Annotated in this window: 27 protein-coding genes; 13 read left to right on the top strand and 14 right to left on the bottom strand. The window is 69.6% G+C overall.

All coding sequences use genetic code 11. The features are described from left to right. Nucleotides 1–189: 189 nt before the first annotated feature. The 6 genes from ACZ7M3_RS30890 to ACZ7M3_RS30865 are packed head-to-tail and all read left to right on the top strand — an operon-like array spanning nt 190 to nt 5,053. Complete coding sequence (locus tag ACZ7M3_RS30890) at nt 190–996, top strand: TauD/TfdA dioxygenase family protein (protein WP_472067369.1); 807 nt, start codon at nt 190–192, stop codon at nt 994–996. Then, entirely contained in the window at nt 993–1,697 is a 705-nt protein-coding gene (locus ACZ7M3_RS30885; RefSeq protein WP_472067367.1) for an SDR family NAD(P)-dependent oxidoreductase, read from the top strand. The genes ACZ7M3_RS30890 and ACZ7M3_RS30885 overlap by 4 nt, the downstream gene beginning before the upstream one ends. Continuing rightward, nucleotides 1,694–2,224, top strand: coding sequence for a carboxymuconolactone decarboxylase family protein (locus ACZ7M3_RS30880; RefSeq protein ID WP_472067365.1), 531 nt, complete (start codon nt 1,694–1,696; stop codon nt 2,222–2,224). The genes ACZ7M3_RS30885 and ACZ7M3_RS30880 overlap by 4 nt, the downstream gene beginning before the upstream one ends. Nucleotides 2,225–2,258: 34 nt before the next feature. Beyond that, complete coding sequence (locus ACZ7M3_RS30875) at nt 2,259–3,521, top strand: aromatic ring-hydroxylating oxygenase subunit alpha (protein WP_472067363.1); 1,263 nt, start codon at nt 2,259–2,261, stop codon at nt 3,519–3,521. Continuing rightward, nucleotides 3,508–3,828 (top strand): hypothetical protein, encoded by a 321-nt coding sequence (locus ACZ7M3_RS30870; protein ID WP_472067361.1) that lies wholly within the window; start codon nt 3,508–3,510, stop codon nt 3,826–3,828. The genes ACZ7M3_RS30875 and ACZ7M3_RS30870 overlap by 14 nt, the downstream gene beginning before the upstream one ends. A 1-nt stretch (nt 3,829) precedes the next feature. After that, nucleotides 3,830–5,053, top strand: coding sequence for a metal-dependent hydrolase family protein (locus ACZ7M3_RS30865; protein WP_472067359.1), 1,224 nt, complete (start codon nt 3,830–3,832; stop codon nt 5,051–5,053). Between the two features lie 86 nt (nt 5,054–5,139). On the opposite strand, the gene ACZ7M3_RS30860 is transcribed toward ACZ7M3_RS30865, so the two are convergent. From ACZ7M3_RS30860 to ACZ7M3_RS30830, 7 genes are all read right to left on the bottom strand, one after another. Then, the gene (locus tag ACZ7M3_RS30860) at nt 5,140–5,931 is read right to left on the bottom strand and encodes an enoyl-CoA hydratase (RefSeq protein WP_472067357.1); all 792 of its coding nucleotides are present in this window, start codon (nt 5,929–5,931) and stop codon (nt 5,140–5,142) included. A 15-nt stretch (nt 5,932–5,946) separates the two neighbouring features. Then, nucleotides 5,947–7,095: an acyl-CoA dehydrogenase family protein gene (locus ACZ7M3_RS30855; protein WP_472067355.1), complete on the bottom strand. Its 1,149-nt coding sequence runs from the start codon at nt 7,093–7,095 to the stop codon at nt 5,947–5,949. Beyond that, nucleotides 7,092–8,015, bottom strand: coding sequence for an acyl-CoA dehydrogenase family protein (locus ACZ7M3_RS30850; protein WP_472067353.1), 924 nt, complete (start codon nt 8,013–8,015; stop codon nt 7,092–7,094). The genes ACZ7M3_RS30855 and ACZ7M3_RS30850 overlap by 4 nt, the downstream gene beginning before the upstream one ends. Continuing rightward, nucleotides 8,005–8,946 (bottom strand): NADPH:quinone oxidoreductase family protein, encoded by a 942-nt coding sequence (locus ACZ7M3_RS30845; RefSeq protein ID WP_472067351.1) that lies wholly within the window; start codon nt 8,944–8,946, stop codon nt 8,005–8,007. The genes ACZ7M3_RS30850 and ACZ7M3_RS30845 overlap by 11 nt, the downstream gene beginning before the upstream one ends. Further along, a complete protein-coding gene (locus ACZ7M3_RS30840; protein ID WP_472067349.1) occupies nt 8,943–9,959 on the bottom strand; it encodes a phosphotransferase family protein in 1,017 nt (338 codons plus the stop codon). Before ACZ7M3_RS30840 ends, ACZ7M3_RS30845 begins: the two co-directional genes overlap by 4 nt. A gap of 318 nt (nt 9,960–10,277) precedes the next feature. Continuing rightward, nucleotides 10,278–11,555 (bottom strand): acyl-CoA dehydrogenase family protein, encoded by a 1,278-nt coding sequence (locus ACZ7M3_RS30835; RefSeq protein WP_472067347.1) that lies wholly within the window; start codon nt 11,553–11,555, stop codon nt 10,278–10,280. A 1-nt stretch (nt 11,556) separates the two neighbouring features. Continuing rightward, nucleotides 11,557–12,159 (bottom strand): AMP-binding enzyme, encoded by a 603-nt coding sequence (locus ACZ7M3_RS30830; RefSeq protein WP_472067345.1) that lies wholly within the window; start codon nt 12,157–12,159, stop codon nt 11,557–11,559. Nucleotides 12,160–12,272: 113 nt separating this feature from the next. Between ACZ7M3_RS30830 and ACZ7M3_RS30825 the strand changes: the two genes are divergently transcribed. Further along, entirely contained in the window at nt 12,273–12,953 is a 681-nt protein-coding gene (locus tag ACZ7M3_RS30825) for a TetR/AcrR family transcriptional regulator (RefSeq protein ID WP_079174160.1), read from the top strand. 98 nt (nt 12,954–13,051) lie between these two features. Continuing rightward, nucleotides 13,052–14,104 (top strand): NAD(P)H-dependent amine dehydrogenase family protein, encoded by a 1,053-nt coding sequence (locus ACZ7M3_RS30820; protein WP_472067343.1) that lies wholly within the window; start codon nt 13,052–13,054, stop codon nt 14,102–14,104. A 60-nt stretch (nt 14,105–14,164) separates the two neighbouring features. On the opposite strand, the gene ACZ7M3_RS30815 is transcribed toward ACZ7M3_RS30820, so the two are convergent. The 4 genes from ACZ7M3_RS30815 to ACZ7M3_RS30800 form a co-directional block, all read right to left on the bottom strand. Further along, nucleotides 14,165–15,364: an NAD(P)/FAD-dependent oxidoreductase gene (locus ACZ7M3_RS30815; RefSeq protein ID WP_472067341.1), complete on the bottom strand. Its 1,200-nt coding sequence runs from the start codon at nt 15,362–15,364 to the stop codon at nt 14,165–14,167. Further along, the gene (locus ACZ7M3_RS30810) at nt 15,361–15,558 is read right to left on the bottom strand and encodes a ferredoxin (RefSeq protein ID WP_054235675.1); all 198 of its coding nucleotides are present in this window, start codon (nt 15,556–15,558) and stop codon (nt 15,361–15,363) included. The genes ACZ7M3_RS30815 and ACZ7M3_RS30810 overlap by 4 nt, the downstream gene beginning before the upstream one ends. 222 nt (nt 15,559–15,780) lie before the next feature. Further along, nucleotides 15,781–16,470, bottom strand: coding sequence for a response regulator transcription factor (locus tag ACZ7M3_RS30805; RefSeq protein WP_472067339.1), 690 nt, complete (start codon nt 16,468–16,470; stop codon nt 15,781–15,783). Between the two features lie 100 nt (nt 16,471–16,570). Continuing rightward, nucleotides 16,571–17,101: a MarR family winged helix-turn-helix transcriptional regulator gene (locus ACZ7M3_RS30800; protein ID WP_472067337.1), complete on the bottom strand. Its 531-nt coding sequence runs from the start codon at nt 17,099–17,101 to the stop codon at nt 16,571–16,573. Nucleotides 17,102–17,308: 207 nt separating this feature from the next. Between ACZ7M3_RS30800 and ACZ7M3_RS30795 the strand changes: the two genes are divergently transcribed. From ACZ7M3_RS30795 to ACZ7M3_RS30780, 4 genes are all read left to right on the top strand, one after another. Continuing rightward, entirely contained in the window at nt 17,309–17,908 is a 600-nt protein-coding gene (locus tag ACZ7M3_RS30795) for a TetR/AcrR family transcriptional regulator (RefSeq protein ID WP_351301963.1), read from the top strand. A gap of 210 nt (nt 17,909–18,118) precedes the next feature. Continuing rightward, complete coding sequence (locus ACZ7M3_RS30790) at nt 18,119–19,333, top strand: sensor histidine kinase (protein ID WP_472067335.1); 1,215 nt, start codon at nt 18,119–18,121, stop codon at nt 19,331–19,333. Beyond that, nucleotides 19,330–20,010 carry a response regulator transcription factor gene (locus ACZ7M3_RS30785; protein ID WP_472067333.1) on the top strand — a complete coding sequence of 227 codons (681 nt, stop codon included), beginning with the start codon at nt 19,330–19,332 and terminating at the stop codon, nt 20,008–20,010. Before ACZ7M3_RS30790 ends, ACZ7M3_RS30785 begins: the two co-directional genes overlap by 4 nt. Before the next feature lie 97 nt (nt 20,011–20,107). After that, nucleotides 20,108–20,983: a LysR family transcriptional regulator gene (locus ACZ7M3_RS30780; protein WP_472067331.1), complete on the top strand. Its 876-nt coding sequence runs from the start codon at nt 20,108–20,110 to the stop codon at nt 20,981–20,983. A 44-nt stretch (nt 20,984–21,027) separates the two neighbouring features. On the opposite strand, the gene ACZ7M3_RS30775 is transcribed toward ACZ7M3_RS30780, so the two are convergent. Together ACZ7M3_RS30775 and ACZ7M3_RS30770 are read right to left on the bottom strand one after the other, a co-directional pair. Continuing rightward, complete coding sequence (locus tag ACZ7M3_RS30775; protein WP_351302054.1) at nt 21,028–21,594, bottom strand: hypothetical protein; 567 nt, start codon at nt 21,592–21,594, stop codon at nt 21,028–21,030. Nucleotides 21,595–21,628: 34 nt separating this feature from the next. Then, complete coding sequence (locus ACZ7M3_RS30770; protein WP_472067329.1) at nt 21,629–22,081, bottom strand: hypothetical protein; 453 nt, start codon at nt 22,079–22,081, stop codon at nt 21,629–21,631. Nucleotides 22,082–22,548: 467 nt separating this feature from the next. Here ACZ7M3_RS30770 and ACZ7M3_RS30765 point away from each other — a divergent pair, with 467 nt between their 5' ends. Then, nucleotides 22,549–23,700 carry an MFS transporter gene (locus tag ACZ7M3_RS30765; protein WP_472067775.1) on the top strand — a complete coding sequence of 384 codons (1,152 nt, stop codon included), beginning with the start codon at nt 22,549–22,551 and terminating at the stop codon, nt 23,698–23,700. A gap of 20 nt (nt 23,701–23,720) precedes the next feature. Here ACZ7M3_RS30765 and ACZ7M3_RS30760 read toward each other — a convergent pair whose 3' ends face one another. Beyond that, entirely contained in the window at nt 23,721–24,239 is a 519-nt protein-coding gene (locus ACZ7M3_RS30760) for a hypothetical protein (protein WP_099925902.1), read from the bottom strand. Between the last annotated feature and the right edge of the window lie 151 nt (nt 24,240–24,390).

Below are 24,390 nucleotides of genomic sequence, written 5' to 3'. Positions count from 1 at the left end.
CAAATCAATATTCCGGAAACGAGAACGTCATGGCGGACAAGAGAAGGCGAGGACCGGCCAAACCTGACCATCATTCAGGATCGGAGGCCCGTCTCGACGGACAGCGGGAGGCGAGAGGCCCGCCGTCCCGGGCCTTCCGGTAGACCAACCGGCGAGAATACTATTCTCGCATCCGGAAGGGAGATTTTCATGATCGCAACGAAGGCCCTCAGCCCGAGCCTGGGCGTAGAGGTCACCGGCGTCGGCAATCTGCTCGACGATCAACTGATCAGCCGGTGCGCGGAGGCGCTCCAGTGGCGCGGCATCCTCCTCATCCGCGGACTGCACCTCGACGACGAAGGCCAACTGGCCTTCAGCCGCAAGCTGGGCAAGGTCTTCGCGGTGCGGGGCAAGGAGATCTTCACCGTCTCGCTCGACCCGGCCAGGAACCCCACGGCCGAGTACCTCAAGGGGACGTTCCACTGGCACATCGACGGCACCACCGACCCCGTACCGACCAGGACGACCACGCTGACCGCCCGGCACGTGGCCATGACCGGCGGCGGAACCGAGTTCGCCAGTACCTACGCGGCGTACGAGAACCTTCCGGAGGCGGACCGCAAGCAGTACGACGACCTGCGCGTGGTGCACAGCTTCGAGGCGGCCCAGCGGCTGGTGACGCCCGATCCGGGTCCCGAGGTGCTCGCGGGCTGGCGCAAAGTCCCCACCCACGAGACGCCGTTGGTGTGGAAGCGCCGGGACGGCCGCCGCTCGCTGGTGATCGGGGCGACCGCGGACCACATCGTCGGCATGGCTGCCGCCGAGAGCCGGGCCCTGCTGGACCAGTTGCTGGAGTGGACCACCCAGGAGAGGTTCCGCCACACCCACGACTGGCGGGTCGGCGACCTGGTGATGTGGGACAACACCGGGATGCTGCACCGGGCGCTGCCGTACAGCGCCGACTCGCAGCGGACTCTCCAGCGCACCACCATCGTCGGCGACGAGGAGCTGTCATGAGGACGGCGGTCGTCACCGGCGGCGCTTCCGGTATCGGTCTGGCCATCGCGGAGCGGCTGGCCAAGGACGGCTACCAGGTCGCCGCGCTCGACCTCAACCCGTCGGACACGAGTGTCGTTCCGGCCACCGACGTCGCCGACCGGGCCCAGGTGGATGCGGCCCTTGCCGCGGTCAGGGAGCGGCTGGGACCGGTCACGATCCTGGTCAACGCGGCTGGAATGGACGGCTTCAAGCGCTTCTCCGACCTCACCTTCGAGGCCTGGCACCGGGTGATCAACGTCAATCTGAACGGCGTCTTCCACTGCGTGCAGGCCGCGCTGCCCGACATGTTGGAGGCGCGCTGGGGACGGATCGTCAACATCTCCTCCTCGAGCGCCCAGTCGGGCCAGCCGTTCATGACGCACTACGTGGCGTCCAAGTCGGCGGTCAACGGCCTGACGAAGGCGCTGGCCCTGGAGCTGGGCCCGTTCGGCGTGACCGTCAACGCGGTGCCGCCCGGTTTCATCGACACCCCGATGCTGCGCAAGGCGGAGGCGCGCGAACTGCTCGGCGGGACGGTCGCGGAGCACATTCAGCGCACTCCGGTACGACGGGTCGGCCGCCCGGAGGACATCGCCGCGGCCTGCGCGTTCCTCGTGTCGGAGGAGGCCGGCTACATCACGGGCCAGATCCTGGGCGTGAACGGGGGCCGCAACACATGAACCGCATCCCGCCACTCCCCTACGACGAGTGGGACACCGAGGCGATGGCGTCCTTCGCGCCGGGGCGCAAACTGCTGCCGTCCAACGCCCTGGGGCTCTTCGCGCAGCACCCCGAACTGGCCACGGCCTTCCTGGGCTACAGCCGATATCTACTGAGCCGCCGTTCGACACTGTCGCCGCGCACCCGCGAACTGGCCATCCTGCGGGTGGCCTGGCGCAGACGCTGCCAGTACGAGTGGTCCCAGCATGTGCTGATCGCCCGGAAGGCCGGCGTCACCGACGAGGAGATCGACGCGATCCGCGTCGGCAAGCCGACCCCGATCACCAGGGCGGTGGACGAACTCGAGACGGACTCGGGCCTGTCCGACGACACCTACCGGGCGCTCGCCGCCGAACTGAACGACCGGCAGCTCATGGATCTGGTCTTCACCGTCGGCACGTACGGCCTGTTGGCCATGGTCCTCAACACCTTCGAGGTGGAGCTCGATCCCGGCCTACCTGCGGAGAACTTCACTATCACTGAGTGAGAATGCTATTCTCACTCTGGAAAGGGGAGCAGCCATGCCACACTTCAGCAAGCCTGAGGCCGGGAGCTGGACCGAGCAGTACCCCGAACTGGGCACGAGTCCCGTGAACTACGAGGACTCGATCGATCCCGCCTACTACGAGGCCGAGCGGGAGGCCATCTTCAAGCGGACCTGGCTCAACGTCGGCCGCGTCGAGCAGGTCCCCAAGCCCGGCCACTACTTCACCAAGGAACTCGCCGCGGCCGGCACCTCACTGATCATCGTCCGCGGCCGCGACCAGCAGATCCGCGCCTTCCACAACGTCTGCCGCCACCGCGGCAACAAGCTGGTGTGGAACGACTTCCCGGGCGAGGAGGTCAAGGGCACCTGCCGCCAGTTCACCTGCAAGTACCACGCCTGGCGCTACGACCTCACCGGCAAGCTCACCTTCGTCCAGCAGGAGGGCGAGTTCTTCGACCTCGACAAGGACGACTACGGCCTCAAGGAAGTCGCCTGCGACATCTGGGAAGGCTTCGTCTTCGTCAACCTCGACCCCCAGCAGGGCCTTCGGGAGTATCTCGGGGACATGGCCAAGGGCCTGGAGGGTTACCCCTTCCACGAGATGACCGACGTCTTCACCTACAAGGCCGAGGTCGGCAGCAACTGGAAGCTGTTCATCGACGCCTTCGCGGAGTTCTACCACGCTCCCGTCCTGCACCAGAAGCAGGCCACCAAGGAGGAGGCGGAGAAGCTCCTGGGCTACGGTTTCGAGGCGCTCCACTACGAGCTGCACAGCCCCCACTCGATGATCTCGTCCTGGGGCGGCATGGCGCCGCCGAAGGACCCCTCGATGGTCAAGCCGATCGAACGGGAGCTGCGCAGCGGTCTGTTCGGCCCCTGGGACCGGCCCGACATCGCAGGCCTCGACCCACTGCCGGCCGGTGTCAATCCGGGCCGCCACCGCTCCTGGGGCACCGACTCCTTCGTGCTGTTCCCCAACTTCATGCTGCTCCTGTGGGCACCGGGCTGGTATCTGACGTACCACTACTGGCCGACGGCCGTGGACAAGCACCTGTTCGAGGCGAACCTCTACTTCGTCCCCGCGAAGACGGCCCGCGAGCGCCTCGCCCAGGAACTCACCGCCGTCACCTTCAAGGAGTACGCCCTCCAGGACGGCAACACCCTCGAGGCCACGCAGACCATGCTCAAGGGCCGCTATGTCACCGACTTCCCCCTCAACGACCAGGAGATCCTCCTGCGCCACCTCCACAAGGTCGTGAGGGACTACGTGAAGGAGCATGCCGATGCTGCCGAGTGACTTCGCCGGACTCGAGCCCTACAGCGACTGGATCCTCGGCAGCGAACGCGAACGCTACGCCAAGCGTCTCGCCAGCAGCATGACGGACATGCAGGCGTTCTACGACGCGGCGTTCCCCCTGCTGGACCGCGCGACGACACACCTCGACACGTTCCCGCTCGACGACCTGCCCGAGCCCGAACGCAACCTGATGCTGCTCATGTTCTCCCTCGTCATGGTGTCGTTCCCCATCGAGGTCTGGAAGCAGCCCCGCGTCCCCGACTCGGGCGCCGCCTACCTCGACGTCATCGCCGAACCGCAGGTCTGAGGTGGTCACGCTCAAGGCCGCCCGCCTCCTGCACGTCGAGACGGGGCGGATCGAGGAACCGGGCCTGGTCACCGTCGACGGCGACCGCATCACGAGCGGCGGCCGCGGAGGAGGAGGCGAGGGTGACGTCCTGGATCTGGGCGACGTCACTCTGCTGCCCGGCCTGATGGACATGGAGGTCAACCTCCTCATGGGAGGCCGGGGCGAGGTCCCGGGCCTCTCTCCCGTCCAGGACGACCCGCCGCTGCGCATGCTGCGCGGGGTCGCCAACGCACGCCGGACACTGCGCTCGGGGTTCACCACCGTCAGGAACCTCGGCCTGTTCGTGAAGACCGGCGGCTATCTGCTGGACGTCGCGCTGGCCAAGGCCATCGACGCCAGCTGGATCGACGGCCCCCGCATCGTCCCCGCGGGGCACGCGATCACCCCGACCGGAGGGCATCTGGACCCGACGATGTTCGCCGCGTACGCCCCCGGCATCATGCCCCTCTCCCTGGAGGAGGGCATCGCCAACGGCGTCGACGAGGTGCGCAAGGCCGTCCGCCACCAGATCAAGTACGGCGCCCAGCTGATCAAGGTCTGTGCGTCGGGCGGGGTCATGTCCCACACCGGCACCGCGGGCGCCCAGCACTACTCCGCCGAGGAGTTGCGGGCCATCGTGGACGAGGCTCACCGGCGCGGCCTCAAGGTGGCGGCGCACACCCACGGCGCCGCCGCCGTCCGGTCGGCCGTGGAGGCCGGCATCGACTGCATCGAGCACGGCTTCCTGCTGGACGACGAGACCATCGAGCTGATGGCCGAGCGCGGCACCTTCCTCGTCGCCACCACCGCCCTGATCGACGGCATGGACATCTCCAAGGCCCCGCCCGAACTGAAGGCCAAGGCCGGCGAGATCTTCCCGCACGCCAGGACGGTCGTCGCCCGGGCCCTCAAGGCGGGCGTGAAGATCGCGGTCGGCACCGACGCGCCGGCGATCCCGCACGGCCGCGGCGCCCAGGAGCTCATCGCGCTCGTCGAGCGCGGGATGACCCCACTGGAGGTGCTCCGGGCGGCGACGGTCAACGCGGCCGAGCTGATCGATGCCGAGGACCGCGGACGGATCGCCGAAGGGCTCCTCGCGGACCTGATCGCCGTACCCGGCAATCCGCTGGAGGACATCTCGGTGATGGCCGACGTCCGCTTCGTGATGAAGGGAGGAAAGGTCTTCCGTCACGAGCGCGGCTGAACAAGGTCTGCCCACGGGGTTGTTCCGAGGGGCGGGGCGCGTTTCGCGCCCCGCCCCTCAGGACGTCGTCCTCAAGTGGGCCGCGTTCACTGCGCCTTGATGTGGTCCTTCATCTCTTCCAACCGCGTGAGGATCGGGTAGCCGCCCACGCTCAGCGCGTTCCCGTGCCCGGTCTCGTGGATGTCGAACACCGACTGGACGGCCGCGTAGAAGCCCTGCACGTCCAGGGTCTGGTTGACGGCCCGCTTGGCCTGGCGGAGCGCGAAGGGGTGCATCCGCGCGATCTGCCCGGCCAACTCCATGGTGGCCGTGTCGAGTTCGTCGAGCGGGACGACACGGTTGACCATGCCGACCTTCTCCGCCTCCTCGGCGGTGACGGCCCGGCCGGTGAAGAGGATCTCCTTCGCCTTGCGCGGTCCGAGCTCCCAGGTGTGACCGTGATACTCCACTCCCCCGATGCCCATGTGCACGACGGGATCGGAGAACTCGGCATTCACGGCGGCCACGATCAGATCGCAGGGCCAGCACAGCATCAGGCCACCCGCGATGCACTTGCCCTGGACCGCGGCGATCGACGGCTTGGGCACATTGCGCCAGCGCAGGGTGTACTCCAGGTACCTGCGCGCCTCGGCGGTGTAGATCCACTCCAGGGTGATCTTGTCGGGGCTCGGCCAGCGGTCCTTCAGGTCGTGGCCGGCCGAGAAGTGCCGTCCGTTGCCCCGCAGCACGATCACCCGTACGTCCTCGTCGGCCGCGGCGCGGGTCCAGGCCGCGTCCAGGTCGTCGAGGAGTCCCATGGTCTGGGCGTTGGCGACCTCGGGCCGGTTGAGGCTGATGACCGCGACCCGGTCCTCGACCTCGTACAGAATCTGGTCCATCCACGTCCTCCTGGGTTATCTCGGCAGGCCGAGGACGCGCTCGGCGATGATGTTGCGCTGGATCTCCGAGGTGCCGCCCGCGATCGTCCCGGCGAAGCTGCGCGCGTACCGCTCGAACCAGCTGGAGATGAAGTTGTCGATGCTCATGTGATTCGGCGGGCCGGTCACTTCGGGATGGAGCAGGCCCTCCGGCCCGCGGTCCTCCAGTGCGTTAAGGCTCGCGACCTGGATCGCCTCGGAGCCGAGCAGCTTGAGGACCGACAGCTCCGCCGGGTCGCGGTCGCCGCCCAGCTGGCGGTAGCCGAGCAGCCTGAGCGCCTGGGCGTCCATGAGGAGGGTCGCGTACCACTCCTCGTCGCTGGGCGCGTCCCGGATCAGGTCGTCGAGGCGCTCGGCGAAGCTCAGCCACAGCATGGTCCGCTCGTGTCCGAGCGAGCCGTGCGCCACCGACCAGCCCTTGTTCAAAGGACCGACGAGGTTCTCACGCGGGACCCGGACGTCGGTGAAGAACACCTCGTTGAAGTCGAGGTCGTCCTGCGCGGCCATGGACGCGAACGGCCTGCGCACCACACCCTCGGTGTCGGTGGGGACGAGCAGCACGCTGATGCCCTTGTGCTTGGGCGCGGCCGGGTCGGTGCGGACGAACGTCAGCAGGACGTCCGCGTCGTGCGCGCCCGACGTCCACACCTTCTGCCCGTTGACGACGAAGTGGTCGCCGTCCAGGACCGCGCGGGTACGCAGCCCGGCGAGGTCGGATCCGGCGCCCGGCTCGCTCATGCCGAGCGCCGCCGTGATCTCGGTGCGCAGGAGGGGAATCGCCCACCGCTTCTTCTGCTCCTCGGTCCCGAAGGTGAGGATCGAGGCCGCGACGATGCCGATGCCTTGGGGGTTGAAGCTGTGGTAGATCCGCCGCCTCGACAGCTCCTCCAGGTGGGCGAGTTGCTGCGGCAGGGTCGCGTTCCGGCCGCCGTACTCAGGAGGGTTGCCGGGCAGCAGCCAGCCCGCGTCGAACAGCGTGCGCTGCCAGCGGCGCGCCCAGGCGGGGACGTCGGCGCTCGACCGCGACGCGGGGTCGGCCTCGTCCGGGGTGGGCAGATGGGCGTCGAGGAAGGCGGCGAACTCGACGCGGAACGCCTCCACTTCGGAGCCGGAGTCCAGCTTCATCCCGCCACCACCTCGTCCTGCCCGCTCGTCTCTCGCTGCGGCCCTGATCTCTCCCGTTCCTGCCGCGTCTTCTCCAGCAACGCCCTGCGGTGCACGGCCGCCGTCCCCAGCAGCAGATCGCCCGCCTTGGCCCGCTTGAGGTGGATCTGCAGTTCGTTCTCCCAGGTGAAGCCCATCGCTCCGAAGAGCTGGAAGCCGTTACGGAAGACGATCCGCTGGCACTCCCCGGCGGCGGCCTTGGCCATCGAGGCCGCCCTGCCACGCCGTGGGTCGTCCTCGGCGATGGTCAGCGCGGAGAAGTAGGCGAGGGCCCGGGCCCGTTCGATGGCGACATACATGTCCGCCGCCTTGTGCTTGACGGCCTGGAAGGAGCCGATGGGCACATCGAACTGGACGCGTTCCTTCACATGGGCCACGGCCAGATCCAGGATGCGCCGGCAGCTGCCGACCGTGGAGATCGCCAGGCCCATCAGGGCGAGGTCCGGGATCCCGGGGACCAGGTCGGGCGCCTCCACATGGGCCACGTGGAGGGTCGGATCGAAGATGTCGACGCGTGCCGCGCCGAGCTCCGGGCCCGCCACGATCCGCACGCCGTCGCGGGTGAGCAGGGCGATCTCGTCCGCCCGGTCCGCGTCGAGGACGAACCGGCCGGAGCCGTCGAAGACTGCGGTTCCCGAGCCGCTCGGCAGCCGCCCGGCGAGCGGAGCGAACCAGGTGGCCGTGGCCAGGAAGGGGGTCGGGTCGGCGGCGTACCCCAACTCCTCCAGGACGATGGCGAGTTCCACCGGTGGGGCCTCCAGCCACCCCAGTTCCAGATAGGTCGCCCAGAGCTGGTCCGCGGGCTGCGAGCGCGACTTGGCGACCGTCTCCCGTACCAGCCGTTGCAGCAGCCGTTGGTCCTCGTCGAACTCACACTCCACGGCCCACCTCCAGAAGGGTCTTGCCGATGGCACGGCGGTCCAGGTCCAGGGCCGTCGCCACCTCGTCGAGCGGGTGGACGGCGTGGACCCGGGGGTGGATCAGGTCCTCGGCGAACATGCGGTTCAACTCGCCGCGGGTGACGGCCAGCCGCTCCCGGCCGTGCCGCGCCCAGCCGCCGAAGTCGAAGCCGTGGATCGTGACGCCCTTGAGCATCGCCAGATTGAGCGGGAGCCGGGGCACCTCGCCGCTGGCGAAGCCGACGTTCACGAACCGGCCGCCCCAGCGCATGGCCCGCAGCGCCTGTTCGGAGTGCGGTCCGCCGACCGGGTCGATCACGAGGTCGGCGCCGCCCGAGTCCCGCAGCCGCCGCTTGAGGTCGTCGTACGGGAGCGCTTCATGGGCGCCCTGTGCGAGGCAGGCCGCCCGCTTCTGCTCGGTGGAGGCCACGGCGACCACCTCCGCGCCGAGCAGCGCGGCCAGTTCGACGGCCGCGAGACCGACCCCGCCGGCCGCGCCGAGCACCGCCACCCGCTCCCCCTCCTGGAGGCGACCGATCAGCGTCAGCGCGTTGTAGGCGGTGGCGTGCGAGACCCCGAAGGCCGCGGCGCGCCGGGTCGGGATCGGGTCGGGGATCCGGTACAGGCTGGCCGCCCGGACGGCGACCCGCTCGGCGAAGGCACCGACGAAGACGGAACCGAAGACCCGCTCGCCCTTGTCGAACCCGTGCCCCGACTCGGCGACCACCCCGGCGAACTCGCTGCCCGGAGTGAACGGCGGCTCCGCCTTCACCTGGTAGGTGCCTTGGATCACCAGGACGTCGGCGAAGTTCACCGCCGCGTAGTGCACGTCGACGGGTACCTCACCGTCCGGGTCGGGGATCTCCTCGACGACCACCGGGCCGCCGACGGCATGGCATCGGGCCGCTCTCATAGCCGTGTCGTCGCGGCCAGTTCGGCCGCCTGGGCCGCCATCTGCAGGACCGCGTCCCCGTAGTAGGCCATCTTCGGGTTGCCGCCGTCGCCCTTCACATGGCGGGCGTAGCCGCCCTCCAGCACGATCGCCATCTTGAACCGGGCCAGGATCACGTAGTAGTCGATGTCGGCGACGTCCCGGCCGCTGACCTTGGCGTAGTGCTCGATGATGTCGGCCCGGTCCGGCATGCCCGTGTAGTCGGCGTACCTGCCCGCCGTGTCCCGGTCCTCGTCGGCGTTCGGCCAGCCCATGACGACCCAGCCGAGGTCGAGCAGCGGGTCGCCCACGGTGGCCATCTCGAAGTCGACCAGGGCGGCGAGCTCGGCGGGCGCCCCGTGCTTGAACATCACGTTGGCGAACTGGTAGTCGCCGTGGATGATGCCCGGCTCCCAGTGCCGGGGCCGGTGGGTGCGCAGCCAGGCGGCCGCCGCGTCCAGTCCCGGTATCTCGCGGAACCTGAACTTCGCCAGGTGCGCCTGCCAGCGGTCCACCTGGCGGTCGTGGAAGCCGTCGGGCCGGCCGAACCCCTCGAGTCCCTGGGCCCGCCAGTCGACGTTGCCGAGCTTGGCGATGCCCTCCACCAGCTCGTAGGCGAGACCGGGGCGCAGGGACAGATCGCTCTTGAAGGGCTCGGGCCAGCCGTCGGTGTTCATCGGCGACCAGCCGTTCACATGGCCCATGAGGTAGAAGCACGAGCCGATCACGTCGGTGTCGTCGCAGACCGCGATGGCCTCCGGGTGCGGCACCTCCGTCCCGCCCAGCGCGTTCAGCACCCGGAACTCCCGCAGCATCGTGTCGTTGCGGCCCGGCGGGACCTTCTCCGGGGGCTTGCGCAGCACCATCCGCCGTTCGCCGCGCCGGATGTCGAAGATGTCGTTGGAGGTGCCCCCGGATATGAGGGACACCTCGACCGGTTCACCCGGGGCGATGTCCCGACCGTCCAGCCAGCGGGCGAGCGACTCGATGTTCACTTGGTTCCTCCGAGGATGCCCCGGCCTTCAGACCGGGGAGGAATCGGACTCCTGCGGAGCAGGGCAGAGAACGGGGTTTCGCCTCCAGGGCGAAAGACCGTCCACGCGATCGGGTACGGTGCTCGATGTGCGTTGCGAGAACCAAGCGCGCACACCGTGCTGAGCGAGAGCCAAGCCAGCACAGCAACTCCTTTGCTTGCAGTACCAAACCGGGCAGGTTCCGACCCGGCTGGTGTTGAGGGTGCAAGACCCGTAGGTCCGCTGGACCCGCGGGCAACCTGAGCCAGGAATCCCCCTGCTTCAGCGGGGGGGAAGGGTTCAAATGTTCTCCAGCTGCTTGCGGGCCCACTCCCGGCGAGCGGGCAGATGCTGTGAGGGCCAGGGCCCCGACGCGGCCTCGTAGCCGCGCAGGAGGTCCTTGGCCACCGTGACCTTGTGAATCTCCGAGGGCCCGTCGACGACGGCCATGACGGCCGCGCCGGTCCACATGTCGGCGAAGGGCATCTCGTTGGACACGCCCAGGGCGCCGTGCAGGTGCATGGAGCGGTACACGATGTCGTGCAGCACCTTCGGTGTCAGGAACTTGATGGCGGAGATGTCCTTGCGGACCCGCTTGTAGTCCTGGTACCGGTCGATCTGCCAGGCCGTGTGCAGCACGAACAGCCGGAACTGCTGCAACTGCGCGTAGGAGTCGGCCAGGTCGGCCTGGACGAGCTGCTTGTCGGCCAGCCTGCTGCCCTGGGTCTCCCGGGACAGGGCGCGCTCGGCCATCATGTCCAGCGCCTTCTGGCACTGGCCCACGACCCGCATCGCGTGGTGGACCCGTCCGCCGCCGAGCCGGGTCTGCGCGATGGCGAAGGCCTGGCCCTCGCCGCCGAGCAACGCGTCACCGGGGACGCGGACGCCGTCGTACTCGATGAGCGCGTGCATGCCCTCGTCCGGGGCCTCGCTCATCAGACCGAGGTGGCGCTCCATCCGGATACCGGGGGTGTCGCTGGGCACCAGGAACATCGACATGCCCCGGTACGCGCTGACGTCCGGGTCGGTCACCGCCATCACGATGACGAATGTCGAGGTGCGCGCATTGGAGGAGAAGAACTTGCGGCCCGTGATGACCCAGTCGTCGCCGTCCCGTTCGGCGCGTGTGGTGAACATCTTCGGGTCGGCGCCGGCCTGCGGCTCCGTCATGGAGAAACAGGAGAAACACTCGCCTTCGAGCAGCGGGGTGAGATAGCGCTCCTTCTGCTCCTCGGTGCCGTAGCGGGCGATGATCTCGGCGTTGCCGGTGTCCGGCGCGGCCGTGCCGAAGATGACGGGGGCCCAACTGGACTCGCCCAGGATCTCGTTGATGAGGGCCAGCTTGAGCTGTCCGAAGCCGCGTCCACCGAGCTCCGGACCGAGGTGGGGCGCCCACAGGCCCTGGTCACGCACCTGCTGCTTGAGGGCCCGGACGACCGGGCCGGTCTCCTCGTCGAGGGGGTGGAAGGCCCGGTCCGGGTAGACCAGGTCCAGCGGGTCCACACGCTCGGCGCGGAACCACCTGATCCACTCCAGTTTCTTCTCGAACTCCGGCTCGGTGGAAAAGTCCCATGCCATGTCAGACGATCCTCGTTTCGTGGTTCCGCCAGTACGTCTCCTGGAGCAGGCCCTTGCGCAACGTTCCGCTGGGGTCCCTGGGCAGACTGAGGACGAAGTCGACGGCGCGCGGGCACTTGTACGTGGCGAGACGCTCCCGGCAGTACGCGAGCAGCTCGTCGGCGGTCACCTCGGCGGCGGCGGGCTGGACCACCGCGAGGACCCGTTCGCCCCTCTCGGGGTCCGGGACCCCGATCACCGCGACGTCGGCGACCCCCGCCCGGTCCACCGATCCCGGGTGGGCCGGCCACTCCTGCGGACCGATGACCGTGAAGCCGTAGACCTCTGTCCCGGAGTAGCACTCGTGGATCAGGCGCAGGCTGCTCAGGTCACGGGCGCGCCGCGCGGCGGGCAGCTTACTTTCGGCCGTCTCGTCGATCTCCGAGGGGAGGAGGTGGGCGCCGCTGGGCATACGGATCGCGAGGGCGTCCCCCGGCCTGAGGCCGAGCGCCTCCGCCGGCTGCCGGGACCGTGCGTCGAGCTCGGCGTACGTGACGGTCCTGCCGCCGCTCTCGATGACCGCGATCGCGTCGGGGCGCTGCTTCGCCTGCCATCCCAGATGCATGCGGTGAGAATATCATTCTCAGTGAACGCAAGTAAGAGTCTCGTATCCTGCGCTGCGTGATTCGGTAGGGCGCCGCGACTTATTCCCGTTGAAGTGGAGTATCGTTCTGCAATGTGACCGCAGTCCCAGAAGAACCAGCGTGGCGCCAGCGCGCCGTAGAGCGATCGACCCGTGCCGCGAAGCTTCGCGCCGAGCAACGCGTGCAGCGCTTCCTGGACTCGGCACAGGAGTTGATCGTCGAGAAGGGCACGACCGACTTCACCGTCCAGGAGGTCGTCGACCGCTCGAAGCAGTCCCTGCGCAGCTTCTACCAGCACTTCGACGGCAAGCACGAGCTGCTCCTCGCCCTGTTCGAGGACGCCCTCTCGATGGGTGCCGCCAAGGTCCGCGAGGCGGCCGCCACCGAGAGCGACCCCCTGCAGCGCCTGCGGATCGCCGTCGAGACGCTCTACGAGCAGTCGCACCCCAGCCCCGGCGTCCAGCGCCCGCTGTTCAACGACTTCGCGCTGCAACTCCTGGTCAAGCACCCCGAGCAGGTGGCGACCGCCCACATCCCGCTGCTCACGGTCTTCACCGAGATCATCGAGCAGGCCGCCGAGGCGGGTCTGATCGCCGGCGGGAAACCCCGCCGTCAGGCCGCCCTCGTCATGCAGACCGTCATGTTCGCCTCGCAGGCCCACGGCGTCCCCGCCGACAGCCACGCCCACCCGGTGACCTCCGAGGAGGTCTGGCAGTTCTGCCTGGGCGGCATCTCGGGCGTTCCGGCCACGGCGGGCAGGTCCGCCTCCGCGTAACACGGACCCCACCCCCTGGTTCACCCGCGCCGGGAGTTCCATTCTCCACTTCGGAGAGTATGGTTCTCACCATCGTGCCGGAGGATCAGGGGGTTCCCATGACCGTACGGACGGACGCCAGGCCTCAACTCCGGGTCGTCCAATGGGCCAGCGGCAACATCGGCTCCCGCGCGCTGCGGGCGGTCCTCGAACATCCGGACCTGACGCTGGCCGGGCTGTACGCGCACACGCCGGACAAGGCGGGACGTGACGCGGGCGAGCTGTGCGGCCTGGGCCCGACCGGTGTGATCGCCACCCACGACATCGACGAGATCGTGGCGCTCGGCGCCGACTGCGTCCTCTACATGCCGCGCGCCTGCGACATGGACGAGGTGTGCCGGTTGCTGGCCACGGGCGCGAACGTCGTGACGACGCGCGGCGAGTTCCATCGCGCCGCCAGCCTCGACCCCGCGGTGCGCGAGCGGGTCGAGGCCGCGTGCGAGAGCGGCAAGTCCTCGATCCACAGCACCGGCAGCAGCCCGGGGTTCATCACGGAGGCGCTGCCCCTCGCCCTGAGTTCGATCCAACGGCGACTCGACGGCCTGACGATCGAGGAGTTCGCCGATCTCTCCCGGCGCGACTCACCCGGACTCCTCTTCGACGTCATGGGGTTCGGCAAACCCCCCGCCGAGTACGACGAGCGCCGGCTGTCCGTGGTGCGCGACAGCTTCGGCCCGTCGCTGCACTTGGTCGCCGACACGCTCTCGATCCCGCTCGACTCGGTGGAGGCCGAGGGGGAGGTCGCGACCGCGCCCCGCCCGGTCCACATCGCGGCGGGCACCCTGCGGCGGGGCACCGTGGCCGCCCAGCGGATCACGGTCTCGGGACTGCGCGGCGGCCGACCGTTGCTGCGCTTCCGGGCCACCTGGTACTGCACCACCGACCTCGACCGCGCCTGGGACGTCCGCGCCACCGGCTGGCACGTCACGGTCGACGGCGACGCACCGCTCGACATCGACCTGCGCTTCCCGGTACCCCTCGACCGGATGGCCGCCATGTCGCCCTCGTACACGGCGAACCGCGCCGTCAACGCCGTACCGGTCCTGTGCGAGGCGTCCCCCGGGATCCGCACGACGGCCGACCTCCCGCACATCGTGGCCCGACTCGGCTGAGCCGCTGAGCGACAACAGCGCACCGGCCATCGGCCGTTACGGGATCTTCGGCGCCCTGGCCTACGTCCGGCGGGCCGGGGCCCCGGAGGGCGGCGGCGCGTCGACGGCCTCGTGCCATGACATGCCGGTGGCCACGGCTTGGCGCCAGCCGCGGATCGCCTTGGGCGGCATGCCGATCGCCAGGGCCCCCACCAGCCGGTCACCGGTACGGTAGGCGACCACGAACCGACGTGCGGCCAACTCGCCTTCTACCACGGCGACTTCGTCGTGTCCGCGCAGATGGCCGAACGCCTGCACCTTCATGTCGTACTGGTCCGACCAGAAGTACGGCACCGGCGCGAACGGTTTGCGCGCGTCCGGACGGAACAGATTGCGGGCGGCTGCCATGCCCTGTTCGGCGGCGTTGGTCCGGTGCTCGATCCGCATCGACGTACCGAACAGCGGATTGTGCCAGCGGGCCACATCCCCGGCCCCGTACACACCCGGCGCGGCGGCACTGTACTCGTCGCACACCAGCCCGTCGGCCACCTTCAGACCGCTGCCCTCCAGCCACTCGGTGTTCGGCAGCGAACCGATCGCCACCAACACCTCGTCGGCCGCGACCAGTTCCCCGTCCGTGAGCCGTACGCCGGTGTCGGACACCTCGGCCACACCGACCCCGGTGCGCAGGTCCACACCGTGGTCCAGATGAGCCCCCGACAGGACCCGTCCCACCTGCTCACCGACCGCGTGGGCCAGCGGAACCGGCGCCGGCTCAAGGAGCGTGACCTCCGCACCCAGCCCCCGCGCCACCGCGGCGGCCTCCGCGCCGAGAAACCCCGCACCGACGACCACGAGTCGCCGGCCGGGCCCCAGCCGGTCCCTGAGGGCCAGCGCGTCGTCCAGGGTGCGCAGCACATGCGCGTCCCCCTCGCCGGGCAGCCTGCGCGGCCGCACCCCGGTCGCCACGATCAGGCCGTCGTACGGCAGTCGCGCCCCGTCGGCCAGCAGTACCGCGCGCCCGGCGAGGTCGAGGCCGGTCGCGGCGTGCCCCAGACGCAGGTCGAGGTCGAGCGCGTCGAGATCGGCGCGGGCGCGTAGCGGCAACCGCTCCGGGCTCCACTCGCCGGAGAGGATCTGCTTGGACAGCGGCGGACGGTCGTAGGGCAGGTGGGCCTCCTCACCGACGAGGGTGAGCGTGCCGTCGTACCCCTCCCGGCGCAGCGTCTCGGCCGCCGCGAGCCCGGCGGCCGAGGCGCCGACGACCAGGATCCGCCTCACTTCTCGACCAGCCGGATCGCCGCTGCCGGGCAGATCGCGACGGCCTCACGCACGCCGTCGAGCAGCTCGGCGCCGGGCTCCTCCGCCAGCAGGATCGCGACGCCGTCGTCCTCCCGCTGGTCGAACACCTCGGGAGAGGCCATCACGCACTGCCCCGACGCGACGCACTTCGGTTCGTCCAGTTCCACACGCATGATCTTTTCCTTTCGGTCGGTACAGCTCGGTACGCGGCTCTTCGCAATCCGTTCCCGGCGTTCGGTCACATGCGGAAACCGCCCAAGTGGGCGATGAGCCAAGGTGTGCGCTCGTCCCGGCGGAAAGGTCAAGTACGCATAGGCAACCGGACCGGACTGACACGCTCCGGCCAGATTCCTGACCACAAGCTGACGTGACGCAGATCACCGTCCCGGGCGAGGTCAGTGGCCGAGCCAGTACCCGAAGCCCCTGCGGGTGTGGATCAGCACGGGACCTTCCCGGTCCACCTTGTGCCGCAGCCGGGAGACGAGCTTCTCGATCGCGTTGTCGGCACGGCCCTCGCCCCACACATGACGGCAGATCTGCTCCTTGGACAGCACCCGCTCGGCGTTGACCAGCAGATGCCGCAACAGTCGGTACTCCGCGGGGGTGAGGCCGATCTCCCGTTGGCCGCGCCATGCCTGACAGGTGTCGTCGTCGAGGACCAGGTCTCCGTAGGACGGTCCTTCCCCTACGGGACCGCGGTCGCGCAGCAGCACCTCGGCCCGCGCGAGGACCTCGGCGATCCGGAACGGCTTGGTGACGTAGTCCTCCCTGCCGGCACCGAGTTCGGGGACGAGTCGACCCAGGGTCTGGTAGGCGGTCAGGAAGAGCACCGGGGGACGATCGGCGGGCGTGAAGCGGCTCCCGCGGGAGAGGCCCTGCAGATCGGGCAGGGTCACGTCGAGGACGACCAGGTCGAAGCGCTGATCGACGAGGCGCACCATGGCCTCGGCGCCGGTGCTCACCGTGCTGACCCGATAGCCCGCCAACTCCATGGTCGTCGCGAGCAGTTCAGTGGTCTCGGCGTCCTCGACGACGACCAGGACGTGTTGTCCGTCGCCGCGAGCCGGCGACCGCTTCTCACTCATGTTTCCGTCCCTGGAACGACCATTCGCGCGGAGCTGGAGCATCACGACTTCACGACCTCACACGGTCGACCCCACACGGTCGACCTCGCCGGCCGGTGCGTCAGAACGTCCGAATGACGGCCGCCGGCACGCCGGCCCGGCCGTCGCCTTCCTCGTCCTCGGTGGCATGCGCGAGGAAGTCGTCGACCATCCCGTGGAACAGCGTCGCAAGGCACTGCAGCTCCGCCGGTGTCCACTCCGCCAACGCCATCTGCATGCCCCGCGAGCTCGTCGCACGGATCCGGTCGATCGCGTCCCGGCCGGCCGGGGTCAGCTCGATGCGCTGGGCCCGCCGGTCGTCGGGGTCCGGCGCGCTGCTCACATGGCCCGCCCTCTGCAGTTGCTGCACCTGCCGGGTGATGTGGGACGCCTCCACCTCCAACCGGGCCGCCAGCTCACCGGGACGCATGGGATCGGAGTCGGCCATCTGCCGCAGCAGCGCCACCGCGGCACGGTCCAACCGCAGTCCGGCCATGGCCATCAGGCGATCGTGCTGCCGGACCCGGCTGTTCAGGTAGGAGATGCGATTGAGGGCTCGCTCGATCTCGATCACGTAGGACGACGCGGGCGCCCGTGGCACTGGCGTAGGCATATCCCCAAGGTAGCACTACTTGCCTGACTCAAGTAAGTTCCAATGCGCTTACCTACGACAAGCAATCCCCTTCGCCGAGCAAGGCGCGAAAGTGCTGCCCGCGAAGGCACACAGGGACCGGGCGGAGCACGTCGTCCGGACCTTGCCGCGCGGACCGGGTTGATGCCGTCCGCGTAGCAAGCGCTCACACAGCGCTACGATGCGCTGGTGGATCAGGGGAAGGCACGTGGCCCGTACGCGAAGACACCGGCCCGGCGAGCGGAGATCGTGCGCGCCGCGCGCGACAGCTTCGCCGAGCGTGGATACGCCCGGGCCTCGCTCCGCGACATCGCCGAGCGGGCCGGCATCACCCACGCCGGTCTCCTGCACCACTTCCGCAGCAAGGACGAGTTGCTCGCCGAGGTGCTCGCCCAGCGCGACACCGAGGAGTGGGAGGAGGGCGTGGCCGAGGTCGACAGTTTGGAAGCGCTCGCGCCCTACCTCGGCACTCTGCTGGTGCGCCACCAGAAGACCCCCGAGCTGATGCGTCTGTGGCTGGAGCTGGCGGCGGCCGCCTCGCGGCCGGACCACCCCGCGCACGGCTACTTCGTCGAGCGGTACGAGCGCAGCCGCACCCATGTCACGCGGCGCCTGAGGGAGCTTGAGGCGCAGGGGAAGCTGCGCGAGGGCCTCGGCCCGGACAGTGCGGCGACCCTTTTCCAAGCGGTGCTCAACGGCCTGCAGGCACAGTGGCTGCTCAACCAGCGCCTCGACATCATCGAACCGCTGAACCGTTTCCTCGATCTGATCCTGGTGGCTGACGACTAGAGCGACGCCCCCGTTCGGCACCGGTGTCCCCCGCGCGCGGCGGGCGTGCACACCGGACCGCTCGTCATGCTCAGGTAGGACATACCGGCCGTTTGGTACTGCGTTCTCAGTAGCCGGGAGAGTCGGCCGACACATGACGACGGGACGCCCCTGCTCAGGCAAGCTGAAAAGGTTCACCATGGTCACAGCACCCGACAGGAAAGCCTCCCGATGCACACCAGCTGGCAGCGGTTCGCCAAGGACCACCCCCGCGTCCTGCAGGTGGCGGTCGTCCTGCTGCTGTTCGTCGCCGCCGCTCTCGGCAGCACCTGGACCAGCGCGGAACCCATCGGCCGGCACATCTCCCCGTGGCCCGGCATTCTCCTGGGCGGCGTCGGTGCCCTGGCCCTGACGTGGCACCGCAGGTACCCGCTCACGGTGGTAGCGGTGACCGCGGCCGCCGCCAACGCCGCCAACGCCCTGGGCTATCTGATCACTCCCCTGCTGCTGGCACCGCTCATGGCCGCGCTGTACTGGCTGGCTCTCCACACCGACCGCAGGACCGCGCGCATCGGCCTGATCGGCACCGCCGCGCTACTGGTCACGACCGCGCTGCTCGTCGACTCCTATCACCATCCGCTGTCCCTCCTCCTCGTGACGGTCGGCCCCGTCTTCTGGGTGCTGGTGCCGATCGCCTGGGGCACCGCGACCCGGCTGCGGGCCGACTACCTGGAGGCCGTGCACGCCCGCGCGGAGATCGCCGAGCGCACCCGTGAGGAGGAGGCGCGGCACCGGGTGGCCGAGGAGCGCATGCGCATCGCCCGTGAGCTGCACGACGTCGTCGCCCACCACCTCGCGCTGGCCAACGCGCAGGCCGGGACGGCCGCCCATCTCCAGCGCACCCATCCCCAGCAAGTGCAGAACATCCTCGACGACCTCGCCGGAACCACCGCATCGGCGCTGCGCGAACTCAAGGCCACCGTCGGACTGCTGCGCCAGACCACCGACCCCGACGCGCCGCTGGAACCCTCCCCGGGCCTGGACCGGCTCTCGGAACTCACGGCCGCGTTCGCGACCGCCGGGCTCAAGGTCGACGTCACCACCGAGGGCGCGGTGCGCCCACTGTCACCGGGAGTGGACCTGACCGCCTTCCGCATCATTCAGGAGGCGCTCACCAACGTCACCAAACACGCTGCTTCGGACACCGCACATGTACGGCTCGTCTACTCCCACCACCGGCTGGCCATCACGGTCACCGACGAGGGAGAAAGCACGGTGACCGCCGCTCCGGCCCCGGGCCACGGTTTCGGTCTCATCGGCATGCGTGAGCGCGCCCTGTCCGTGGGCGGCCGGCTCAAGGCCGATCACCGGGCCGGGGGCGGCTTCGAGGTCACCACGGATCTGCCGCTGTACACCCCCGCCCCGGAAGAGGACCGCACCCCATGACCATCAGCGTGCTGCTCGCCGACGACCAGGCCCTGCTCCGGGCGACCTTCCGGATCCTGATCGACTCCTGCCCCGACCTCGAAGTCGTCGACGAGGCCACCAACGGCAAAGAAGCCGTCGACCTCGCCCGCATCCACCGACCCGACATCGTCCTCATGGACATCCGCATGCCCCACACCGACGGCCTCACCGCCACCGCCACCATCTGCGCCGACCCTGGCCTCGACACCACCCGCGTGCTCATCCTCACCACCTTCGAGATCGACGAATACGTCGCCCAGGCCCTCCGCGCCGGAGCCAGCGGCTTCCTCGGCAAAGACGTCGGCGCCGACGCCCTCCTCGACGCCATCCGCACGGTCGCCGCCGGCGACACCCTCCTCTCCCCCCAAGCCACCCGCACCCTCATCACCCGCTTCCTCACCACCCCCACCCCCAACGCTCCCCTCGCACCCCCCGAAGCCCTCACCGCCCTCACCGCCCGCGAACGCGAAGTCATGGCCCTCGCCGCCGAAGGCCACTCCAACAACGAAATCGCCGACCAACTCACCGTCAGCCCCCTCACCGTCCGCACCCATGTCCACCGCGCCATGACCAAACTCGGCGCCCGCGACCGTGCCCAACTCGTCGTCATCGCCTACCAAACCGGCCTCGTCACCCCCACACCCCCCGCCCCCTGACCCCACACCGCTCCGGGAAGCCGCCCCGCCCCGTTCTGTGATAACCCAGGAGGACCACCATCTCTGCGAGAGATGGACCGGGGCATCGGGAGAGGACATGGACCTGCGGCAGATGGAGGTCGTCGTCGCGGTGGCCGAGGAGGGCGGGTTCACCGCCGCGGCGCAGCGGCTGCACGTGGTGCAGTCCGCCGTGTCGAGCACCGTGCGCGCGCTGGAGCGGGAGCTCGGGACCCCGCTGTTCGACCGCACCACGCACCGGGTGTCGCTGACCCCGGCGGGCGAGGCCTTCGTACCGGCCGCGCGGGCGACGTTGCGGGCCGCCGAACAGGCGCGGTCGGCGGTCGACGCCGCGCGGGGACAGCTGCGCGGACGGGTGACGGTCGGCACGATGCAGGGGGTGTGGGCCGACCTGCACCGCCCACTGGCCGCGCTGCGCGCGGAGCATCCGGGAGTGGTGGTGCGGCTGCGGCAGGGGGCCGTGACCGACATCCGCCAGGCCTTGCGCGAGGGCACGGTGGATCTGGCGGTGGTCGCCCTCGACCGTCAGCAGCAGCGCGGTCTTGTGACCCGGCTGCTCGCCCGGGAGGAGATGGTGCTGGTGTCCGCGCCGGGCCGGGTCCTGGGCGGGACCGGGGCCGGGCCCGGCGGAAGGGTCACGCTCGCCGAAGCGGCCCGGCTGCCTCTGGTGGACTTCACGCCCGGCTGGGCGATCCGCCTCGCCGTCGACCGGGCGTTCCGTGCCGCCGTCGTCGAGCGCGAGTCGACCTTCGAGGTGAACGACATCGTCGCGGCGTCCGAACTCGTCCGCGCCGACCTGGGTGTCTGCGTCATACCCCTCTCGATCGCCGACCGCTTCCCCGACCTGGACAAACACCGGTTCGACCGGCACGCGCCGAGCTGGAAGGTCATGGTGGTCCAGCCGCGCGGGGAGGCGCCTCCGGCGGTCGCGGCCCTGCTGCGGCACATGGCCTGACGGGACACGGGGGCCGGACCCCTTCCAACCGGCCCCCCGACCGCTCAAGGTTGCTTCGCGACGTCCTTCACCGAGGTCGGCCCCAACTGCTTGGCGCTGGCGTACTCCGGCATCGTCATGGGCTTGTCGAACAGGAAGAACGACTGGTTCGTGCCGACCGTGAACTCCATGTACGCGCCCGTCGTGGCGTCGAAACCGTAGTAGGCGTTGCAGGTGGAACCCGTCGTGTACGTGCCGTCCATGCCGGGCTGCGCGAGGACCGCGACGCCGTTGGAGTAGGACTCCACCCTCTCCGTCGGAGTGAGCATCTTGCAGCGCGGCACGGGCAGGCCCTTCATGATGAAGTACCCGTACTCGCCGTTGGCGTTCTGGATGTAGACGTACGAGAGTTTGCCCCGCTTCCCCCACGTCTTGATCCACTGGTTGATCGCTTCGCGGGTCGGCGAGTACTCCATGCGGCCCGCCGGCTGCTGGGCCACGAGGTGGTCGTAGGTGTCCTGCTTGCGCTGGTTCTCCTTGTCCTGGCTGGAGTCCTCGGTGCAGGACGTCAGAGCCAGACCCACAACGAGCGCGATGACGGTGGCCAGGGCCATGCGTACGAACTTCTTCATGCGGTGCTGCCCTCTTCCCGGGATGAGATGGGGATCAGTTGGTGCACGTCGTGCGCTCGGCGGTGGCATCCAGCCGGTACGGCAGATCCTTGTCGTGGAAGGGCGCGCGGTGCTCCTGGGCGGCCTTCGAGTTGTAGTCGTTGACCGACTCGATCCGGCTGGCCTTCAGCGCGGTGATCGACTGGTCGATCTGCGTCGTGCGGGTCTGCGAAGCGGACTTCCGCTCCTCCTGGAGCACCTGGATCGTCCCTTCGGCGTTCTGCACGGCCTCGCACAGATCGAAGAACTCCTCGTACGTGGTCTGCCGGAACTCGCCCGAGCCGACGGTGTTCTCGCGCTTGTCCGCCTCACCGCGGAACGGGGCGGTGATCCACCCCGCGGCGCCGAAGGCGAACGCCCCGATCACGTACAACACCGCCAGGCCGATGACCCCGGCAACGGCCCAAGCCCCTAAGCGTGCCCCCTCGCGTACCTGCCCCATGGCCATCCCCCTTCGCAGGTGGCTCCGCGTGGAACCACCCTCCGCGAAGGAGGACACGGCGCCCGGTGAAACGGTTCCGCCGGGAGGAGTGTCAGGAAGGGGTTACCGGTGCGGTCGAGCCACTCCCGGCACACGGTCCCGTTCGGCGCGCTTCGCCGATCGTTTCCACGATCACGCGGCGCTCGCGGCCCGCCACCTTCTGGCCCGCGTCGTGCCCGCGGCTGTCGGGTCTCAGCCCATCTCGTTCGGAGATGACTGACATTCGAAATCATCGCCACGGCAGGGGAAGCACGGAGGCTCCCCCGGCGCTGAGGAAACCGTGCGAGCGGCAACGAGGCCGCTCGACCACCACCCAGCGTTTCCCGAACCGCTCCACCGGTTCCCTTCCCGAGAAGGTGCCCGTGTCCGTGTCCAAGTCGTCTCCCGTCCTCAAGTCACCGGGTCAGACCGCCACCGCGCAGGCGGCGCACGGCGTGCCGGGCTGGCTGGTCGCCCTCTTCGCCGTCGCCTCCGGCATGACGGTCGCCAACCTGTACTACGCCCAGCCCCTGCTGTCCTCGCTGCGCGACGTGTTCCATGTCGGCACGGCGGCCGCCGGCGGACTCATCACCCTCACCCAGATCGGCTATGTCCTGGGCATGCTCTTCCTCGTCCCGCTCGGCGACCGGCTGGAGAAGCGCGGACTGATCAGCGTGCTCCTGACGGTCACCACGCTCGCCCTGGTGGCCGCGGGTCTCGCCACCAACTTCCCCATGCTGCTGATCGCCTCCCTGATCAGCGGAGGCACCTCGGTCGTCGCCCAGATACTGATCCCCTTCGCGGCGAGCCTCGCCCCCGACCACGCCCGTGGCCGGATCGTCGGACGGGTGATGAGCGGCCTGCTCACCGGCATCCTGCTCTCCCGCACCCTCAGCAGCCTGGTCTCCGACGTGGCGGGCTGGCGGGTGGTGTACCTCGGCTCCGCCGCCCTGATGGCCCTGCTGGCCCTGGCCCTGCGCGCGGCCCTGCCGCAGCACGCGCCGACCACGACCATGCCGTACGCCCATGTCCTGCGCTCCACGCTCCAACTGGTGCGCCGGCACCCCGTGTTGCTGCGTCGAGGTCTCTACCAGGCGGCGATGTTCGGCGCGTTCAGCGCGTTCTGGACCACCGTGTCGTACGTCCTGACCGGCCCCCACTTCCACTACTCCCCCATCGGAGTCGGCCTCTTCGCGCTCGTCGGCGCGGCCGGTGCGGCCGTCGCCCCGTTCGCCGGTCACTGGGCCGACCGCGGGCTCGTCCGTCCCATGACCGGGATCGCCTTCGCCGTCGCGGCCCTGGCCTTCGCGCTCGCGGGCTTCGGTCAGTCCCACATCACGCTGATCGCCCTGGCCGCGATCCTGATCGACACGGCCGTGCAGTCCACCCTGATCCTCGGTCAGCACACCATCTACCAGCTCGACCCGAACGCCCGCGCCCGCCTCAACAGCGCGTTCATCGCGATCTTCTTCGTCGGCGGCGCGCTCGGCTCCCAGCTCGGCTCGATCGCTTACCACGCGGCCGGCTGGACCGCGGTCACCGTCCTGGGCGCCGCCCTGCCGGTGCTGGGCCTGCTCCACTGGACGACGGAACGCCGTACGGCCTGATCAGTGGCCCGGGGAGCGGGTCACGATCCCGCTTCCCCCCGCAGGAAGTTGCTCACCTGACAGGCGAGGCTGTCCCTCGCCGAGTCGGAGCGGGCGGCGGCGTCGACCGAACCCTCGTAGAGGTCGATGCCGCCGACCCACAGGTACCGGTCGGTCCACTCGTCGTCGACCTTCAGCTGGATCTGGATGTCCACCCGGGGCAGGGAGGCGTCCGGGCCCGCGGCGAAGAGGACCGCGGTGGCCCGGCGCAGGGGGTAGACGTCGTAGCCCTCGATGAACTGGGAGTTCCGCCAGTCCAGGAAGGCGCTCTCGCCGTCGGGGCCGACCCGGATGTCCATCTGGCCGTCCTCGAGATGGATGCCGAAGTGCTCGCCACCACGGTTCTCGACGGTCACCCGGCACCGGAAGTAGGTCAGCCCTTCAGCGGCGTCGTCGCGTCCGCGCGGCGGCTCCGCCCGCTCCACCCCATGGACGCGGACGCGCAGGCCGGCATGCTCGTCGTACTCCTGCCAGTCCCCGACCACGTTCGGTTCGTGCACGGTCCACCTCTCCACCTCAGAGAGCTGTTTCCTATCTGTGCCCTCAACGGGGTGTCAAATGGGCGGAACGCACCGTGGCCAGCGTTTTTGCCCTCCTTGATCGGCGATCAAGCCGTGCCCAGCCAGAACCCGTGTCCCTGCCACCCGGGGG

Source organism: Streptomyces sp. NPDC111656 (assembly GCF_055656965.1).
Note: the sequence above shows the minus strand (reverse complement) of the source record. Positions and strands in the feature narration are given on the sequence as shown.

Excerpts from the sequence above, each read along its gene's own strand:
- ACZ7M3_RS30870 (WP_472067361.1), top strand. The coding sequence starts at position 3,508 with ATGCTGCCGAGTGACTTCGCCGGACTCGAGCCCTACAGCGACTGGATC.
- ACZ7M3_RS30855 (WP_472067355.1), bottom strand. The coding sequence starts at position 7,095 with ATGAAGCTGGACTCCGGCTCCGAAGTGGAGGCGTTCCGCGTCGAGTTC.
- ACZ7M3_RS30885 (WP_472067367.1), top strand. The coding sequence starts at position 993 with ATGAGGACGGCGGTCGTCACCGGCGGCGCTTCCGGTATCGGTCTGGCC.
- ACZ7M3_RS30805 (WP_472067339.1), bottom strand. The coding sequence starts at position 16,470 with ATGAGTGAGAAGCGGTCGCCGGCTCGCGGCGACGGACAACACGTCCTG.
- ACZ7M3_RS30780 (WP_472067331.1), top strand. The coding sequence starts at position 20,108 with ATGGACCTGCGGCAGATGGAGGTCGTCGTCGCGGTGGCCGAGGAGGGC.
- ACZ7M3_RS30845 (WP_472067351.1), bottom strand. The coding sequence starts at position 8,946 with ATGAGAGCGGCCCGATGCCATGCCGTCGGCGGCCCGGTGGTCGTCGAG.
- ACZ7M3_RS30785 (WP_472067333.1), top strand. The coding sequence starts at position 19,330 with ATGACCATCAGCGTGCTGCTCGCCGACGACCAGGCCCTGCTCCGGGCG.
- ACZ7M3_RS30880 (WP_472067365.1), top strand. The coding sequence starts at position 1,694 with ATGAACCGCATCCCGCCACTCCCCTACGACGAGTGGGACACCGAGGCG.
- ACZ7M3_RS30860 (WP_472067357.1), bottom strand. The coding sequence starts at position 5,931 with ATGGACCAGATTCTGTACGAGGTCGAGGACCGGGTCGCGGTCATCAGC.
- ACZ7M3_RS30770 (WP_472067329.1), bottom strand. The coding sequence starts at position 22,081 with ATGGCCATGGGGCAGGTACGCGAGGGGGCACGCTTAGGGGCTTGGGCC.
- ACZ7M3_RS30790 (WP_472067335.1), top strand. The coding sequence starts at position 18,119 with ATGCACACCAGCTGGCAGCGGTTCGCCAAGGACCACCCCCGCGTCCTG.
- ACZ7M3_RS30800 (WP_472067337.1), bottom strand. The coding sequence starts at position 17,101 with ATGCCTACGCCAGTGCCACGGGCGCCCGCGTCGTCCTACGTGATCGAG.
- ACZ7M3_RS30810 (WP_054235675.1), bottom strand. The coding sequence starts at position 15,558 with ATGCGTGTGGAACTGGACGAACCGAAGTGCGTCGCGTCGGGGCAGTGC.
- ACZ7M3_RS30890 (WP_472067369.1), top strand. The coding sequence starts at position 190 with ATGATCGCAACGAAGGCCCTCAGCCCGAGCCTGGGCGTAGAGGTCACC.
- ACZ7M3_RS30775 (WP_351302054.1), bottom strand. The coding sequence starts at position 21,594 with ATGAAGAAGTTCGTACGCATGGCCCTGGCCACCGTCATCGCGCTCGTT.
- ACZ7M3_RS30835 (WP_472067347.1), bottom strand. The coding sequence starts at position 11,555 with ATGGCATGGGACTTTTCCACCGAGCCGGAGTTCGAGAAGAAACTGGAG.
- ACZ7M3_RS30830 (WP_472067345.1), bottom strand. The coding sequence starts at position 12,159 with ATGCATCTGGGATGGCAGGCGAAGCAGCGCCCCGACGCGATCGCGGTC.
- ACZ7M3_RS30820 (WP_472067343.1), top strand. The coding sequence starts at position 13,052 with ATGACCGTACGGACGGACGCCAGGCCTCAACTCCGGGTCGTCCAATGG.
- ACZ7M3_RS30875 (WP_472067363.1), top strand. The coding sequence starts at position 2,259 with ATGCCACACTTCAGCAAGCCTGAGGCCGGGAGCTGGACCGAGCAGTAC.